The organism is Rosistilla carotiformis (genome assembly GCF_007753095.1).
Lineage (GTDB): Bacteria > Planctomycetota > Planctomycetia > Pirellulales > Pirellulaceae > Rosistilla > Rosistilla carotiformis.
In genome coordinates this window covers 421,678-438,726 of the sequence record NZ_CP036348.1, presented here as the reverse complement: position 1 = coordinate 438,726, position 17,049 = coordinate 421,678, and the positions used below count along the sequence as shown (strand labels likewise).

Annotated in this window: 12 protein-coding genes; 7 read left to right on the top strand and 5 right to left on the bottom strand. The window is 57.5% G+C overall.

The window, feature by feature from the left end; all coding sequences use genetic code 11:
* Nucleotides 1–1,572, bottom strand: a complete 1,572-nt coding sequence (locus tag Poly24_RS01660) for an efflux RND transporter periplasmic adaptor subunit (protein ID WP_197452242.1) — start codon at nt 1,570–1,572, stop codon at nt 1–3.
* Nucleotides 1,573–2,918: 1,346 nt separating this feature from the next.
* Here Poly24_RS01660 and Poly24_RS01655 point away from each other — a divergent pair.
* On the top strand, nt 2,919–3,800 hold the full coding sequence (locus Poly24_RS01655; RefSeq protein ID WP_145089551.1) for a DUF1559 domain-containing protein: 882 nt from the start codon (nt 2,919–2,921) through the stop codon (nt 3,798–3,800).
* Between the two features lie 38 nt (nt 3,801–3,838).
* Nucleotides 3,839–4,021, top strand: a complete 183-nt coding sequence (locus Poly24_RS01650) for a hypothetical protein (RefSeq protein ID WP_145089548.1) — start codon at nt 3,839–3,841, stop codon at nt 4,019–4,021.
* Nucleotides 4,022–4,215: 194 nt separating this feature from the next.
* Here Poly24_RS01650 and Poly24_RS01645 read toward each other — a convergent pair whose 3' ends face one another.
* From Poly24_RS01645 to Poly24_RS01630, 4 genes are all read right to left on the bottom strand, one after another.
* Nucleotides 4,216–5,625, bottom strand: a complete 1,410-nt coding sequence (locus Poly24_RS01645; protein ID WP_145089545.1) for a DUF1501 domain-containing protein — start codon at nt 5,623–5,625, stop codon at nt 4,216–4,218.
* A gap of 176 nt (nt 5,626–5,801) precedes the next feature.
* A complete protein-coding gene (locus tag Poly24_RS01640) occupies nt 5,802–8,696 on the bottom strand; it encodes a PSD1 and planctomycete cytochrome C domain-containing protein (RefSeq protein WP_145089542.1) in 2,895 nt (964 codons plus the stop codon).
* A 5-nt stretch (nt 8,697–8,701) separates the two neighbouring features.
* Nucleotides 8,702–10,357 carry a LamG-like jellyroll fold domain-containing protein gene (locus tag Poly24_RS01635; protein ID WP_145089539.1) on the bottom strand — a complete coding sequence of 552 codons (1,656 nt, stop codon included), beginning with the start codon at nt 10,355–10,357 and terminating at the stop codon, nt 8,702–8,704.
* Nucleotides 10,354–10,896 carry a sigma-70 family RNA polymerase sigma factor gene (locus Poly24_RS01630; RefSeq protein ID WP_145089536.1) on the bottom strand — a complete coding sequence of 181 codons (543 nt, stop codon included), beginning with the start codon at nt 10,894–10,896 and terminating at the stop codon, nt 10,354–10,356. The genes Poly24_RS01635 and Poly24_RS01630 overlap by 4 nt, the downstream gene beginning before the upstream one ends.
* A gap of 736 nt (nt 10,897–11,632) precedes the next feature.
* On the opposite strand from Poly24_RS01630, the gene hisB reads away from it, so the two are divergent.
* The 5 genes from hisB (at nt 11,633) to Poly24_RS01605 (ending at nt 16,875) form a co-directional block, all read left to right on the top strand.
* The gene (hisB, locus tag Poly24_RS01625; protein WP_145089533.1) at nt 11,633–12,223 is read left to right on the top strand and encodes an imidazoleglycerol-phosphate dehydratase HisB; all 591 of its coding nucleotides are present in this window, start codon (nt 11,633–11,635) and stop codon (nt 12,221–12,223) included.
* 119 nt (nt 12,224–12,342) lie between these two features.
* Nucleotides 12,343–13,365: a Holliday junction branch migration DNA helicase RuvB gene (gene ruvB / locus Poly24_RS01620; RefSeq protein WP_145089530.1), complete on the top strand. Its 1,023-nt coding sequence runs from the start codon at nt 12,343–12,345 to the stop codon at nt 13,363–13,365.
* A gap of 925 nt (nt 13,366–14,290) precedes the next feature.
* Nucleotides 14,291–15,271 carry a DUF1559 domain-containing protein gene (locus tag Poly24_RS01615; RefSeq protein WP_145089527.1) on the top strand — a complete coding sequence of 327 codons (981 nt, stop codon included), beginning with the start codon at nt 14,291–14,293 and terminating at the stop codon, nt 15,269–15,271.
* Nucleotides 15,268–15,711 carry a hypothetical protein gene (locus tag Poly24_RS01610; protein ID WP_145089524.1) on the top strand — a complete coding sequence of 148 codons (444 nt, stop codon included), beginning with the start codon at nt 15,268–15,270 and terminating at the stop codon, nt 15,709–15,711. Before Poly24_RS01615 ends, Poly24_RS01610 begins: the two co-directional genes overlap by 4 nt.
* Before the next feature lie 84 nt (nt 15,712–15,795).
* Nucleotides 15,796–16,875, top strand: coding sequence for a metallophosphoesterase (locus tag Poly24_RS01605; protein WP_231753406.1), 1,080 nt, complete (start codon nt 15,796–15,798; stop codon nt 16,873–16,875).
* Nucleotides 16,876–17,049: the final 174 nt, after the last annotated feature.

Here is a 17,049-nt window from a genome sequence, read left to right as displayed (position 1 = left end):
TTATTCTTCTCCCATCAGATCTGCCAACATCTGCGACTTCAAAATGAAGCCCCCCTGCACGACGACCGATTCATCAGGTTCCAAACCCTGCTTGATCGTGATCGATCTCTCGTTGGCCGTCCCCACGCGGACATTGCGTCGTTCGAACTGGGCCTCGCCGCGGTGAATGAAGACGAATTTCTGCCCTTCGTGTTCTTGGATCGCCGTCAGCGGAACCTGCAGCACATCCTGTTGCGTGACCGCCGACAGATCGACGGTGACAAACATCCCCGGTTTTAAAAGATGTTCCGCATTGTCGGCGATCGCGCGCATGCTGATCGTCCGCGTCGATTCATCCATCGTTTCGCCAGCGAAAAACACTTCGGCTTCGAAAGTCTGGTCGGGCCAAGATTCGCTGTGCAGATGAATCGTCTGCCCCGCCAACGACGCCAGCAACGGAATGTGCTCCTGATACAAATCGGTCAAAATCCAAACCGTCGACAGGTCGGCAATGCTCAACAACATCACATCGGGACGCACCTGTTCGCTGAGCACCACGTCTTTGGTCAGCACCGTTCCATCGAACGGCGCTCGCAGCAAATAGTGAGAAATGCCTTCTCCCTGCTCGGCGGGATCAATTTTCTTGAGCTCTTCGTCGCGGACTCCCAAGATATGCAGCGTCGTCTCCGCCACAGCCGCCTGCGTTTCGGTTTCCTTCAGCAATTGGGAAGAGAGCAACGACGACATTCGCAGCCCGTGCTCCACCTCTTCCAACCGCGACTGAAAAGTTGCCTGGTCCGCATTTCGATTGGCTTCTGCACTCAGCAGCGTCTTCCCCGACACGGCTCCCGAATTGGCAATACCTTGCAATCGCGAGACATCCGCCTGCGACTTGGTGTAGCTGGAATAAGCGGTTAGAAGACGTTCGCGATACTCCCCCATCGGTCGACTGCGGAATGCGACCTCAATTTGTTCGATCGGCATCCGCTCTCGCAACGCCTTGACCAGATCCCTCACATTGTTCGCGATCTCCGTCTGCATCTCGTGTTTCGCCGTGGCCATTTCCAACTGCAACCGCGATTGAAACAGCTTCAGTTTCGCTTCACCAATCTCGCGACTATGAATCGTCGCCAACAACTGCCCCGCTTTGACCTGCTGCCCCAGGCCAACGGAAACAGATTCGACAATCCCTTCGACCATCGGATAGATGTGGGCAACGCGATCTTGATTCAGCGACACTTTTCCGGTCAACCGCACGGTCGTCTCAAAAGCCCCACGCTCCACCGGGCGCAGCTGGATCCCCGACACCTCCCATCGCGACTCGGGCAGTTCCAACAACTCCGTCCGATCAGCGTTTCCCGCGTCGGTTGCACCTGCTGACGTCACATCATCGGCTTCAAAATTTGCCAATTGAATCGGGGTCGCATCGGCCTGCTGCGTCCCCACTGCATGATCGTGTGACTCGCCACGACGATTGATAAACATCGCCGCAATCAACAGGAAGAGGAGGAGGCACAGGACGGACAGCGCGATGCCTCGCGCGGATAACGTCGGTTGGTGCGCAGGCCGTTGAGAAGTTTCGGTGGGGTTCATGGAATGACTCATAATTGGCAGGATGGCAGAGGGAAGCAGCAGACGCGCTGATGACACGGAAATCCGATACCGAGAAGCAACCGACGCGATCAAACCCTTGGTGACGCAAGCGATTTGGCGTCAACATGCGTTTCCCGATTCAGCAAAGCTGAAAGCAGCAGCGACTCGGAGAACCCGAGACGGTTAACAGCGCATGACCGACGAGCAAGTCGGCATAGAGATGCGGCTCAAAGCCTGGCCGCTGAACCAATTGGAGCTCGACAAAGTCCTATCCACTTCGGTGCCGGATCGACCACGAAACGAATCGACAGGATTCGCCGCCAGCAAGTCTCCGAGGGACAAATCCACCGGAGCGTTCGACGACATGGAATAGCATGGCAGCGATTGCACCACCGACGCTTCGCCGTTGAGTCCCGCGTAACCGACCCCACGCATCAACCAATGCAGATGCCAGTCGGAACCATTGTTTTGGTTGAATCCATCGCGATGGTGTCGCTGCAGATGCTGGACTAATTCAACATCCCCCATCCTCGAATCGATCGCACTGGCATGCGAATGGACGATCGGGGTGGGTCCAACCCACAACGACGACACCAGCAAGCAAAGCTGGAGGCAGATGCGATAGTTCGTCGGGGGAAGGATGGAATTCATCAACGAATTTAAAAGTCCGAGCGTGTTAACTCATCGTTTTGGAAAGCGAGCGGCTTCGACCAGGCTGGCATGGCGAGGCTGGATATCCGCTCCCCTCTCACGCGATCCACTGTAGATCTCACCAAACAAGTTGTCAAGAATTAGCGCACTTGCCACGATCTTGGGGAGGGCAAGTGCTCGGTAACGTTGAATTCCAAAACGGCATGACCACCTCATTCGTCGCGTCCCCGACATCCGCAGCGACGATTCAGGGCGCGCGTTCCACATTCCGCCTGCCTCTCGTTCGCGGTGCCAATGAACGACATGGAACACGTCCGAACGATCCCTTGCCACCTCGGCTCGGCCACGCCGTCCCCTATCCTCGGCAAGCGATCTCAAGCGAAAACCGTTGCCTCCCCTCGCCTTGGCCTCATAAACACGCCTAACCAACCAGACAAGTTCACGCTTAGGACGCACAAAATTCCCGACAAATTCACTTGGAGATGCGATCCGAGTGACATCTATGAAGAGCCGATGAATTTGGGTTTGATCGCCTAGACGAAGCCTTCCTAACCGTCGAAGCATGGGGTTATCCTGCTGCCGCAATTTACTGACTGTCACAAAACATTATTTCCAGTCACACAAGCGACCTGCCCCACCCCATTCTCAGGGCGACTCGTTTGTCATCTTCACCTTCACTTCAAAAAGGCCTCACCATGCGACATCCTAGAAAAAAACGCCGCGGCTTCACCCTCGTGGAACTACTTGTTGTGATCGCCATCATCGGCATCCTAGTTGGCCTGTTGTTGCCAGCCGTCCAAGCCGCTCGCGAAGCTGCCCGCCGTATGCAATGCAGCAACAACCTGAAACAAATTGGCCTCGCCACCCACAACTTCCACGACACGTTTGGCCACCTACCGACCGGCGGATCCGATGGACCGTTTGCGACATGCTGCAGTTCGACCGTCCGTGAAGGTTGGAGCTGGTTGTACCAATTGACTCCATTCATCGAACAGAACAACGTCCATGAATTGCCCACCAACGCCGACGTCTACTCTTCGCTGATCCCATCCTACGCCTGCCCTTCCCGCCGCACCGCTCAACTTTGGAACGGAACCTTTCGCGCCGATTACGCAGGCAACGGCGGCATCACAACCCAAACCTGGCAAGGACCTTTCGTTCGCCAATGGAAAACCCTACCGTTACCCACGGGCACAACCAACCTCAAGCCGGACCAAACACGTCGTCTGGAGGATATCAAAGACGGTACCTCCAACACGCTGCTGGTCGCTGAAAAGCAGGTCCACTGGTCGACCTTCGGTACTGCTGGCGGAGACAACGAAGTTTGGGCCAACGCTGGCTGGGACCAAGACATCGTCCGCTACGGCAACTTCTTGCCCGAACCCGACAACGACCATCCCGACAGCACCCAGCCGGCGCACTGGTCGAATCGCTTCGGCGGCTCGCACGTTGGCGGTGTCCAAGGTGTTCGCGCCGATGGGTCGGTCGTGATGGTTCCCTACACCATCGACGCCGTCAACTTCCAGAACTTCTGCACCATCCGCGATGGCGCACCCATCGATGAAGATCTCTTCTAATCCAATAATCCCACCCTCTATCGACAGAACTTAGCATCATGAATTATCGATCGATTACCCTGCTGATGTTGATTGCCCTCCCACTGCTGGGATGCAATTCCGAACAGCCCACCATGACCGATCCGACGGATATCGAAGCCTTCGAGCAACAGGTGGTCAACGACGAAATGGCCCATCAACAACAGATGGCCGAAGAAGCCAAAGCTGCGAACAAGAAGTAGCAACAACGATCACAAACGATTCCGCTGCGAAGCAGTCCTCCCTTGAACCTCACAGCGGCGAGCGACCCATCATGTCGCTCGCTGCTGTAGTATTTTGGCTGAAGCCTCGGACTCCAGCGTCGAGATCCGTCGGCTGAAGCCTCGGACTCCAACGCGGGGATCTGATCGGCTAAAGCCTCTGACTCCAACAATTTCTAAGCGATCAGTTCTTTGATCGCTTCGCCGCCGAATTGGCTCAGCTGTTTATAGCGACCTGCGTGCAGGTAGGTCAGTTTGTTGTCGTCGAGTCCCAACAGGTGCATCAGCGTTACGTGCAGATCGCGGATCGGATGCACGCACTCGACGGCGGATGATCCAAGTTCGTCGGTCCCACCAACGATGGCACCTCGCTTGACTCCACCTCCGGCCATCAGCATCGTCATCGCGTTGTTGTTGTGACCGCGGCCCAACGAATAGACGCCGCCACGCTTGTTGTTGTCGGGCGTGCGACCAAATTCGCCGGTCCAGATGATCAACGTATCCTCTAACATTCCCCGTTGCTTCAGGTCGCGGATCAACGCCGCCATCGGTTGATCGACGCTCTTGATTCGCGAGGTGTGCCCACGTTCCAAGTAATCGTGGCTGTCCCAACCGCCGCTGAAGATCTGCACAAACCGGACACCGCTTTCGACCAACCGTCGAGCCATCAGACACTGCCGACCAAACGTCTCGGTCTCCGGGGCGTTCAGCCCATACATGTCCAGCGTTTGCTGAGTCTCCTTCGATAGATCGATCACTCCCGGCACTTCGGTCTGCATCCGAAACGCTAACTCATAACTCTCCATCCGCGCCCGCAACCGTTGGTCGTCGGCCCCCAACGATTCGAGATGCGATTGGTTCAATCGCGCCAGCTCATCGAGCGCGCGGCGTTGGTGTTCCCGCGACTTGAACTCTTGCGACGCGAGGTCCAAGATCGGCGACCCCGTTGGTCGCAGCCGCGTTCCCTGGTAATAGGGAGGCAAAAAACCGTTGGTCCAGTTCCCCGCGCCTCCCTGCGGCAACGCCAACTCCGTCATCACGACGTAGCCCGGCAGATTCTCATTCTCCGACCCCAAACCGTACGTCGCCCAAGCGCCCAACCCCGGATCGCCTCCCAGCCGACTTCCAGTGTTCATGTGGAACAGCGCTTCGGGATGGTTCAGCGATTCGGCTTGGCAACCGCGATAATTGCACAACTCATCGGCCACGTAGGGATCGGCCAGATGCTTCCACTGGTCGCACATCTCGATCCCCGATTGCCCGACCTTCTGAAAACCAAACGGGCTTCCGACGAAGAACTTGAAACCCGACTCCTGTCCCGCTTTCAGCTTCGATTCCTTTTTATGCATCCGCGTCAATTCCGGCTTGGGATCAAAGGTGTCCATGTGTCCGGGCCCCCCTTCCATAAACAACATGATCACGTTTTTCGCTTTGGCCGGCATCATCGGCGGCTTGGGCGACAACGGTCCCGTGGCCGCAGCCGCTTCGCTAGCCAATAGATTCGTCAGTGCGACCGAACCGAGCGAAGCTCCCAGTTGATACAGGAAGGATCGCCGTGAGTCGTTGATTTGAGGATGAACGTTCATCGATTCGCTCGCAGGAAAAAGTGGACGGAAAGTCAGAGTTAACGATTCACCACAGCCGTAGTGGATCTTGTTAAAGATCCTTCGAGAAATGGGATTTATTTAAAACGGGATCTTTAACAAGACCCGGTGTCGACGGGGGAGGGATCTTTAACAAGATCCACTACCGAAGGGGATGGTCATTCCACATACATAAATTCATTGGTGTTGAATAAAAGCAAACAGGCGTCGGCCAAGGCTCGCGTCGCGGCCGACACGTCGTTTGCTTTGGCATCGGGAACGTACTGCTCGAAGACCGGCAAGATCTCTTGATATTCAAACACCTCTCCCGAAAACTCCTCGACCAACGAACGCGTGATCTCGGTCGGATAACGAACCGCTGCGGGAGCCTTTCCTTCGTGATACGCTTGCATATCGCGAACGTACTGCGTCAGTCGTTGCGATTCATTTGATGTTGGCTCGCGCCCCAAGACCAAACGAAACGCATAAGCGATCTGATCCGCAACCGTCTGCTGCTCGCGTTGCAGTCGCAGCGCCAACGCGATGCTGCGATCGGTGATCACGTCGCTGTTGAGCAAACCAAAAACCTGAGGCGTAACGGCCGCCGATTCACGAACCTCACACGTCTCGTTCGAATTCGGTTGATTAAATAGCTCGGTGAATGGATCGGATTGGCCGCGAACATGGTAGGCATAGATCGTGCGGCGATTCCGCAATTCGGGAGTCGGCGACGGTTGGTAGGCCGGCGCCAACGAGAACTGGATCATCCGCGGCTGCAGCGCCACCTCCATATTGATCTCCGGCATCACCGGCAGCCCTCCGCGCGTCGATTGCAGTTCGCCGGTGATCTGCAGCAGCCCATCGCGCAGCTCTTCGGCACTCAACCGTCGCCGTGGAAAATGGGACAACAACCGGTTCCCTGGATCGGCCTTGGCAATGTGTTGCGGATCGACCGGCACGGTGCTGCGGCGATAGGCTTGCGATTGCATGATCGCCCGATGCAGCCGCTTCAGCGTCCAACCGTTCTCGACAAAATCAACCGTCAGAAAATCCAACAGCTCCGGATGCGAAGGCTTCGCCCCTTTGACGCCAAAGTTGATCGAGTTGGCAGCCAATCCGATTCCAAAGTGATATTGCCAAACCCGATTGACGATCGAACGCGTCGACAAGCCGTTGTCGCGACTGGCGATCCAACGCGCCAGCCCCAACCGCCGGCCATCGATATCGGCAGGCAACAGGAAAGGATCTTTTGCCGCCGGATCGACAGGCAACGAGACGGCACTCAGCACGCCCGGCATCACCGCTTCGCCCAACGCCGTCAATGCGCCCCCCAACAAAATGTGATTCGTCAGCGGACTGCTCTTCTTCAACCGCTGGATCCTCAACTTGCGAGCCCCATTCCAAGCCAGCCTGCCCGCCTCGGCGTTAAACACGCTTTGAGCCATCGGCTGATACCGCTCCAACCGCCGATTCCAAATCCACTCATCCTGCTCACGAACCTTCAACTCCCCCTGCTCAGGAATCGATAAACCAACGTGCCGCGCCGGCTTCTCCTCGTCGGGCAGCCCCTTGCGTTCGGCTTCGTTTTTATAAGGCAGGTCGTGTTCTTCAAACCACGCCCGCGCGGCGGCCTCTCGTTTGTCGACGAGCTTCTTTTTTTGAGCGACAGCAAAATCGAGCATCCGCCGCACGTGAGCTCGCCCCGCATCAAACCCCTCGCGACTCTCGTCTTCCAGATAGGGAACGGTCCGTTCGGCCATCCGCGTCGTCGCAAAAGCTGCATACATACGGTAGTAGTCGCGCGTCGGCAGCGGATCGAATTTGTGATCGTGGCACTTGAAGCACCGCATCGTCGTCGAAAGAAACGCCTGGCCGGTGATGTTCACCAAATCATCGAGATAGATCTGCCGCGCCTCTTCGGCTTCGATCATCGCGTTGTCCCAGGGGCCCACCCGCAGGAAGCCGGTCGCCACGATCCACTCTGCTTCCTCGGGCGTATAATCGCCATCGAGCTGCACTTGATGAACCGACTTGATGTCGCCGCCGGTCCGCTGGCGAACCGACAGATCGGCCAACTCGTCACCAGCCAACTGCTCCACAACAAACTGATCGTACGGCTTGTCGTCATTGAACGACCGCACGACATAGTCGCGATAACGCCACATGTTGGATCGTTCAAAATCGTTTGCCATCCCACCGGTGTCGGCGTAACGCGTCACATCTAACCAGTGCCGCCCCCAATGCTCGCCGTATTCGGGACTGGCCAACAAGCGATCGATCAGCGCCGTCCAAGCCGCTTCGCGATCCTGCTGCCAAGCGATCTCGAACGCGTCGTATTGAGCGGGCGATGGAGGCAGGCCGGTCAGATCCAACGTCGCCCGCCGCAGCAGCGCCGCCGGCGTCGCTTCGCCACTCCCCTGCAAATCCGCCTCTTTCAATTGACGATCGATATACAGATCGATCGCCGCCGGCACAGCCAGGCCATTGGCGGCCAACGATTTCTTCGCAGGCAGCGGAGCGTAGGCCCACAGATCGTCGGCGGCGTACCGGCGATGGGTCCAGTCCTCCGAAAGCCCTCCGCTGGTCGAGACGATGATCCCGTCGGCCGTCGATTTTTTCTGACTCTCCAAATCGCGATAGTGTTGCTGCGTCGCCTCATCGGGCCACGGCGCACCATGTTCGATCCAACGCGAGATCTCCACGATCTGCTTTTCGGTAAGCCGATCGTTTTCTTTGGGAGGCATCTCCATGCTCTCCCAACGGATTGCCGCAAGCATCGTCCCCGCGCCGGGCTCTCCCGGCACAACCGTCGGATCGCCCGATTCGCCGCCGCGCAGCAAAGCCTCGCGATCGACAACGCTCAAGTCACCCTTGATGTCATCGGCGTCGCCGCCGTGGCAGCCCAAACACTTGCTGCGCAGCACCGGCAACACGTTCAGCGTGAAGTCTCGCTCGATCGCCTGCTCTTTTTCATCAGCCTTGCCACCGGCCGTTTCTTCGGCCCCGGCGACCGAACCAGCCAGCGACGCCAGCAACAACAGGCAGCCAATCGCGTGATGGGTTTTCTGATTCATGACATTCACCGAGCGGGGTTTCCCAAGCGATACAGTTCAGCGATTTCCGAGCCGGAAAGAGCTGACGAATACAAGACAAATTCATCGAGGCTGCCGTTCAAGTTGCGAACGACAAACTGCGGGTCGGTGCGATACATCGGTTCGCTCCAATTGCCGATCGACGCCGGGCCGATCGTTACCCGAGGGACCAGATAATCGGCGGGGATCGCTTCGCTGCCGATCTCCTCACCGTTGAAGTAATGCGAGACGCGGCGAGCCTGGACATCGTAGGTCGTTGCCAACATGATCCACTGTCCGCTGAGCGATGCATCCCAGAACGGCGGCGAATAAAAGTTGTATTTGTCGGGACGGCGACGCTTCCCTTCGGCCCCATCGAACTTCTTCACCGAGAAGAACAACCGGCCATCGTTCATGATCTGCCAGTGCGGTTCTTGAAGCTCATGCCCGTCGGTCAGGAACAAGGAATTGTACAGGCGATCCAAACTGTAAATCTTCACCCAACACATCATCGTCAAACTGCCAAACTCTCCCGGCACGTCGACGCGGATCCGGCTGCCCGTGCGGCTCAAATCGAGCGCACCGCCCGCCTGTCCCCAACGATCGCTCGATGGCTGACATGCGACGATCGCCGCGGCCCCCGCCGACTGCGAATCGCTCTGGGCAAGATTCGGCAACTGCCGCCCATCGGCCGACGTCTGTTGAGTTTGATACCAGGCGATTAAACGATCGTCCTCTCGCATCGACGCGACACGCTGCTGCCACCGCCGCCGTTGATCGACTTGCTGCGACGACAACTGACGCTCAAACGCATCGGGGCCGAGCACCTGCAACGAATCCGAATCCGATCGCTCGGAAACGCCCGCATCAGACAACTGCCACGCGGCTCCTTCGAGCACGCGCTGTCGCGCGGCACCTTGTCCGTGCAGCTCGACTTCGCCAGTCAATACCTCGACGCGAGCCGCTTCGTCACCGGCGTCGATCGCAAATTCAGTACCCAGATCGATCAAGTCGCCATGCCGCGTCTGAACTCGGAACCCGCGAGCCGCTTCGGGAACTTGAGCCCTCGCGCGACCGCGATCCAGTTGAACTAGCATCGCCGACTGGACGACAAACTGCGCGTCCCCCTCGATCACCATCCGCACGCCGCTGAACAATTCGATCTGCGCCACCCCCGACAGCAGCCGCAGCGGGCCACTTGGCACCAGCGAACCGGTCGCCAACGGATCGCCTTCCCAAACCGCATCGGATTGCCCCTGCAAGATCGCAAACCCGGCGGCTGTCGGTTCCAACTTGCCCGCCAATCCGGCGGGCGATCCTAAACGACTCGAATCCGGATTCCAGACCGACCAGGCAACAAATCCCAAAACCGTCGCCGCCAACACAGCGAAGATTCCCGTCAAACGACGTTGCAGAATATTTACAGACGCGACCGGCGGGATCGCCGCCGAAGGCGCAACCGCCTGCGCCACATCAGAACCGGAATCATCAACGGATCCGCTCGCCTCGCGCTGCAGCAACAAATCTAATTTCAAGCGATTGTAATAGAGGGCCCGGACCTCGGGATCGACCGACAGTTCCGCTTCGATCCGCAGAAAATCGGCTTCGTCGATCTCGCCATCGATCAAACTGTCGATCAGTTGTTCGCGTTCTTCAGGGGTCATCGCGCGGCTCCCGTTGCGAGGCGTCGTTCGATGCAATCGGCCAGCGTCGCGCGGATGCGATGCAGCGAAACCTTCAAGCCACCGGCGGAACGACCGATGCGGCGAGCAAAATCAGCCAGCGATTCGGTCGTCTCGTAGCGATCCATCAACAGCGTTCGAGCCTCCGGCTTCAGCCCGTCGAGACACTTTCGCAGCGCCTCCTGACGCGACAACAGATCGTCGTCGATCTGCTGCAATTCGCTAGCGATCGTCTGCTCCAGGTCCTCGGAAAACGTCAGCCGCGAATCGCGAGCCTGCCGCTTGCGGTAGTTCAAAACCTCGAAGCGGGCGATGGCAAACGACCAAGCCAAAAAGTTGGTCCCCAACGCGAAATCGGCTCGCTTTTCCCAGATCTTCGCGTTGGCCTGCTGAGCGACATCGCTGGCATCCGCTTCGCCAGGCAGCAAGCTGCGGACATAGAGAAGCAGCGACAGCTGACTCTGGGTCAACAGGCCAACAAATTCGGCATCGCTGGGCGGATTGGGAAGCTCGGGTTGCATGGTTGCAAATGCCTCGAAAACGAAAAGGGTTAGCGTTTAAATTCGCAAAAAACGAGAAATAGCGGCGGACCTCCGATCCCAACGCCCCTTCTATATTAAGGAACACGGCACGAGAGCACGCGAAGAATCCCAGCCCACCGCCCTGCCCTGCCCTGCTGCGGGGACCGCGCTGCTGTCGAACCAACTCCACCCGCCCGGCGCAGCCAAGGTAGGGTCGGAAAACCGCCCTGCCCTACCCCAGCGATTGCGCTGCTGTCGAACCAACTTCACCCTCCCGGCGCAGCCAACGGAGGGTCGGGAAACGAGCGTTTAGCGACGTTTTCCGGGGAGGGACGACCGCGCATCGTCGAGGCGCGACACATGCAGACGCCCCTCCCCGAACTTCGCTTCGCTCGTTCGACCCTCCCCCGCAAAACTGCGTTTTGGGGAGGGTGAAGCGCTGCCCAACTCCACCCGCCCGGCGCAGCCAAGGGAGGGTCGGTAAACGAGCGTTTAGCGAGTTTCCCGGGGAGGGCCGGCGCGACTGAACAAGCGACGCTTCGTCTCCCGCAACCGATGCACGTATCCAGAATGGGCTTGCTACGTTAAATTGAAAAGTTGGCGGACCTGCCCCAACGGTTCCGTCATCGGCGGCCTTCGGGCCGAATGATCGCAGCGGCGATTCCTCCGCTTCCCAGGCAATCTCCATCGACTTTGGGGCCAGTCGATCGATGAGCAACAAAAAATCGAGAATCCCATGACACGCGCCGCATCGATTCAACGCAAAACGGGCGAAACCGACATCAGCCTTTCGATCGACCTCGACGGCCAAGGGACTGGCACGCGAACGACCGGCGTCGGGTTCCTCGATCACATGTTGGACCTTTTCGCCCGTCATGGGTTGATCGATTTGACGGTCGACGCCAGCGGCGATTTGGAAGTCGACGACCACCACACGACCGAAGATGTCGGGATCTGCTTGGGCCAAGCGATCGACAAAGCCCTCGGCGATCGATCCGGCATCCGCCGCTACGGCCACTTCACCCTGCCGATGGACGAAACCCTGGTCACCGTCGCGATCGACTTCAGCGGCCGCTATGCCTTTGAATACCGAGCCCCGATCGCGAATCCGAAGCTGGGAAGTTTTGATTCCGAGCTGATCGAACACTTTTGGCAAAGCTTCGCCGCCAACACGCACTGCAATCTGCACGTGCTGATGCACTACGGTCGCAACAGCCACCATATCGCCGAAGCTGTCTTTAAAGCGACAGCGCGGGCCGTCCGGATGGCTGTCGAAGTCGACCCACGTGTTGAAGGCGTGATGAGCACCAAAGGAAGCCTTAGCTAGCATGTTTCGCTATCTTTGGCGATTCGCCTAATTTTGGTAGCCTACGCTTGGTTCCCTCGTGGGCAAGGTGAGACCGCCAGACAGTTCCCGCCCCCCATCCCGCCAACCACGGATCGGAAATGGCACGCGAAGCGATTTATCAACAGTCCAGTGTCGACGAAGAACAAGACCAACAAGATCGCCAGCTGCGTCCGCAGCGGATGGCCGATATGGTCGGCCAACGCGATGTGATCGAACGACTGCAGATCGCGATCGATGCCGCCCGCGGGCGATCCGATCCGCTGGGACATATCCTCTTCGACGGACCTCCCGGCCTGGGCAAGACAACGTTTGCGACGGTGATCGGCAACGAACTGAAGACCGCCGTCCAGATCGCCAACGGCGCCGGACTCAAGGCTCCCAAGGACCTGATCCCCTACCTGACAAACGTCTCGGAAAATTCGGTCCTCTTCATCGACGAGATCCACCGCATCCCGCGGACGGTGGAAGAGTACCTTTACACGGCGATGGAAGACTTCCGAATCGACATCGTGCTGGGCGAAGGAGTCAACGCGCGGACACTGAACCTGGACCTGCAGCCGTTCACCTTGATCGGGGCGACGACGCGGGCCGGAATGCTCAGCGCTCCGCTCCGCGACCGGTTCCAGATCCGCGAGCACCTGGATTTCTACGACCTCGACGACCTGGCTGAGATCGTGCGACGCAACGCCAAGAAACTGGACGTCCCGGTCGATGAAGAAGCTGCGATGGAGATCGGTCGCCGCAGTCGCAGCACGCCGCGGATCGCCAACAATCGGTTATTATGGGTCCGAGATTATGCGCAGAGTCGCAGCGACGGCAAAGCGACTTACCAGACAGCGATCGATGCGATGAAGATGACCGGGATCGACGCCCTAGGACTCGACAAACAGGACCGCAATTATCTCGACACATTGATCCGGCTGTTCGGTGGCGGACCAGCGGGAATCGAGGCGATCGGGCACACGATGAACGTCAGCATCGACACGATCGAAGACGAAGTCGAACCGTTTCTGCTGCGGTACGAACTGATCGTCCGCACCCGTCGCGGCCGCATGGCAACTCCCAAAGCCTACCAACACCTCGGTCGCGAATTCACCGGCAACAGCGAGGACCTGCTGTAAAGAACGCTCCCCTGCCCCATCCCAGCACTAGCTGCCCATTTGTCGGCCTGCAGCTCGCTGTTGGCATGGGCAGACTTCCGGGCGAGTCTATCCTGCCGAATCGGCCGGAGCGGCATTCACGACCTGGCACGGAGACCAGCCGAGATCGCTTCCGCGACTCACATCAAAACGCTCCGGCGACACGCGGGCGGGTTTCCAAACGCACAGGCGCAGTGAACGCCTAGTTTTCTGAATCGCCAAGTTAAACGCAACTTCGCTGCAGACCCTGGCCCCTTTGCATCGCAATTCAACCCCCGAACCCCATCGGGAGTGCGCCCCGTGGTATTCGCCGAATAGATCCTCACGGCCTCGGCCCCATCAAGGATACGAGTCCGAAGTGGACACGATCGCCAGTGGCGTTTCCGGGAATATCTTCGAATCCGTGACCGCATCCCGATCTCAACGTGACTCGGGAATTAGTCACGACGCGCGGGCCTCCGCTCTCTAGCCGCCACGAAAACGCGCTGCGACGGAGTCGCAACCTGCCTTGCCTGCCGAAAACCATCCCGGGACTTGCGAAGGTGCTCTGCTGTGAATATCGCTGCGACGACACATCGCACTCCACGTCGCGGATATCCAGCCCCATCCTCAATTCACACCAAGAGGATCAACCCTACCTATGCAACGAACACAGCACCTCAGCCTAGCCAACTCAACCCAAGAGCAACCAGCACCTTCGGTTAGCCACCACCCTCCACAAGCACTATCCTTTATAAGAAAAACAGCACAATCCAGAATCCAAACTTGTTCTTAACGCCTGCTTCACATGCATTTTCGTAGGATCCCGTGAGTTGTGCCAACCCAAAGAGTGTCATTCAACCTGCACGACATGATTCACGTACACGAAGAAACTTCTTAGAACCAGAGCTTCAAAATTAGCAACACAATGCAAACAAGAAAAAATCAGACACAGGGCTTTACGCTTGTCGAATTGTTAGTCGTAATTGCGATCATTGGCATCTTGGTCGGACTGCTATTGCCAGCAGTTCAGCAAGCCCGTGAAGCCGCCCGCCGAATCCAATGCACCAACCAAACCAAACAGATCGGCTTGGCACTGCATAACTATCACGATACGCACCGCAGCTTTCCGCCAGGCGGCATAGTCGCTGAAAAGGTCACCAAAGGTGTGGGTGACACATGGTGCAACGCCGGTGCTGCCACGCAAGGCGCACCATGGACCGTTTTGATCCTGCCCTTTATGGAAGAAGGCGCGCGTTACGATCAATACGACTTCGACCTTCCTTTGTCGGCCTCGTTCACGAGCCAGGTCTCCAGTTCGTCGCCAAACCGCCCATTGTGGTTCGAACAGAACGCGAGCTACCAATGCCCATCGGATCCTTCCTCCGGTGGCGGCGTGAACAACCTTAGCTACTTCGGCGTCCAAGGGGGCGGTGATTCAACCACCGTCAACTGCTGGGGCGGAAACTCCAACGTCTTCTTCGTCAACGGCATCCTGTACGCGAATTCGAACAGCAAGTTTCGCGACATCACCGATGGAACGACCAATACCTTTTTGGTTGGCGAAACCAAGTACCACCTGACCGAAGCGGGCACCACGTCGACGTTCTACCTCAGCTGGGCCTCTTCGATTCGTCTGGGCACCGGCGGCACGATGCCACACCCCGTCACCATGGCCGGAACCTACGAACCGATCAATTCACGCATTCCAACCGGCAGCGTCCCGATGGGCAGCACCGACTCACGAACAGGATACTCGCGTCTGTTCGGCAGCTTCCATCCCGGCGGTTGCAACATGCTGATGGGGGATGCATCGGTGAATTTCGTTAGCGAAACGATGGACCTAAACATCTATCGCCAACTCGGTATCCGCAACGATTCCCTGCCGATTGGAGGATTGCCACAATGATCCAATTCCCAACTTCAATCGCTAACTGCTCCGCCGCGATACTGTTGCTTGTTCCTTCGCTGACCGCATTGGTCGGATGCGACTCGAGTAGCGCCGGACCCGGCAAATATAGTGTGACAGGCAATGTGACATTCCAAGGGCAACCCTTGCCCGAAGGTGAGATCATTTTTGCACCCGATACGACATCGGGTAACAAAGGTCCCGCGAGTGTTGCTTATGTGAAAGATGGCAAATTTGCGACACAGCCTGGTATGGGCTTGGTCGGAGGTGCCTACAACCTTGAGGTCACCGGTTTTCAAACCAAAGCCGAGATGGACCAAGATGGCGAACCGATCGTCGAACCACTGTTTGACACATTCGTCACCAAACATGAATTTGAACACCAGGATTCCACCTACGATTTCGCGGTAGAACCCTCAGAGAAAAAGAAGAAGCGATAATCCACTCGCTATATTAGAACGGCAGCGCAGCTTGAAAACGATCAAGCTGCCTGCCGTCTTTTCATAGACACCCAAACCTATCCAATGAGTAACCAACCGTTGTCCACCTCGCCGCGCCACAAGCTCCCCTTCCCTCTGCTGTTCCTCGCCTTGACATTCCACCTAGGAAGTCTCACCTCCCCAGCCAATGCTCAGAAACGAACACTCCCCGCCGCCAGCGCGGATTCGTTTTCGATTGTCGTGATCCCTGATACGCAAACGTATCGTCTCCAAAACGGCGAACTAACGAATGCAATATTCACGCGACACATCGACTGGACGCTCGCAAACCTGGAGAAACAAAACATTGTTTTCGTCAGCCATGTTGGCGATATCATCGATAAAAACATCGATGAACAATGGACCGTCGCTCAACAGTGCATGAACCGCCTGCATGACAAAGTTCCCTACGGTATCTCGGTCGGCAATCACGACATGACCAGGGCGGGCGATTCGACCCTGTTCCAAAAGTACTTCCCGACGGAACGATTTGCCAATTACCCGTGGTACGGTGGATGTTACACACCGAAGACGCATGGCGTCGAGGTTTCAGGCAACAACGCCAACAGCTTCCAACTGTTTTCAACCGCTGGCATCGACTTTGTCTTCCTGCACCTGGAATGCAACGCGCCGGACGAAGTCTTGGCGTGGGCCGATGAAGTCTTAGCGCAGCACAGCGATCGGCGAGCGATCATCACGACGCACATGTGCCTAGGACCCCAGCAACACCCCAAGGCACCCAACGATTACATGGATGCCCCCAAGGGACGAATGCAATGGAAAAAGGTTCATGGCGAGCTTGGAAATACTCCAGAACAGATGTGGCAGAAATGCTTTCGCAAGCATGCCAACCTCTCGATGATTTGCTGTGGCGATCAAAGCCGAAGCCACTCGCTTCACGAAGTTGCCCTCGGTGACCATGGCAATCAGGTTCATCAAGTTCTTTCCGACTACAGCACCGGTTGGCTACGACTCTACCGTTTCCACCCCGCCCAAAATCGCGTTGAAGCCTGGACGTTCCACCCCAACAACGAAGTGTTGTGCGAGGGAACCAAATTTGTTCCAGGTGCCGAAGGCCACCAATTCGAGTTTGCATTTCCGCTGACCGAGAGCGAGTTGCCGTAGGGACGCCGCAGAGAAATTGCGACCGCGTCGAGCGCAGCGGGCTCAGCAAACGTAATCTATGCGAAAAAGTGCTTCCTGACTTCCTCACTGCAACCGGTCCAGAAAGGGGAGCACGCCGACACCCTGGGCGTCAACGATACGATCGACCGAAGACCACAAGTGACGCGATGTTTC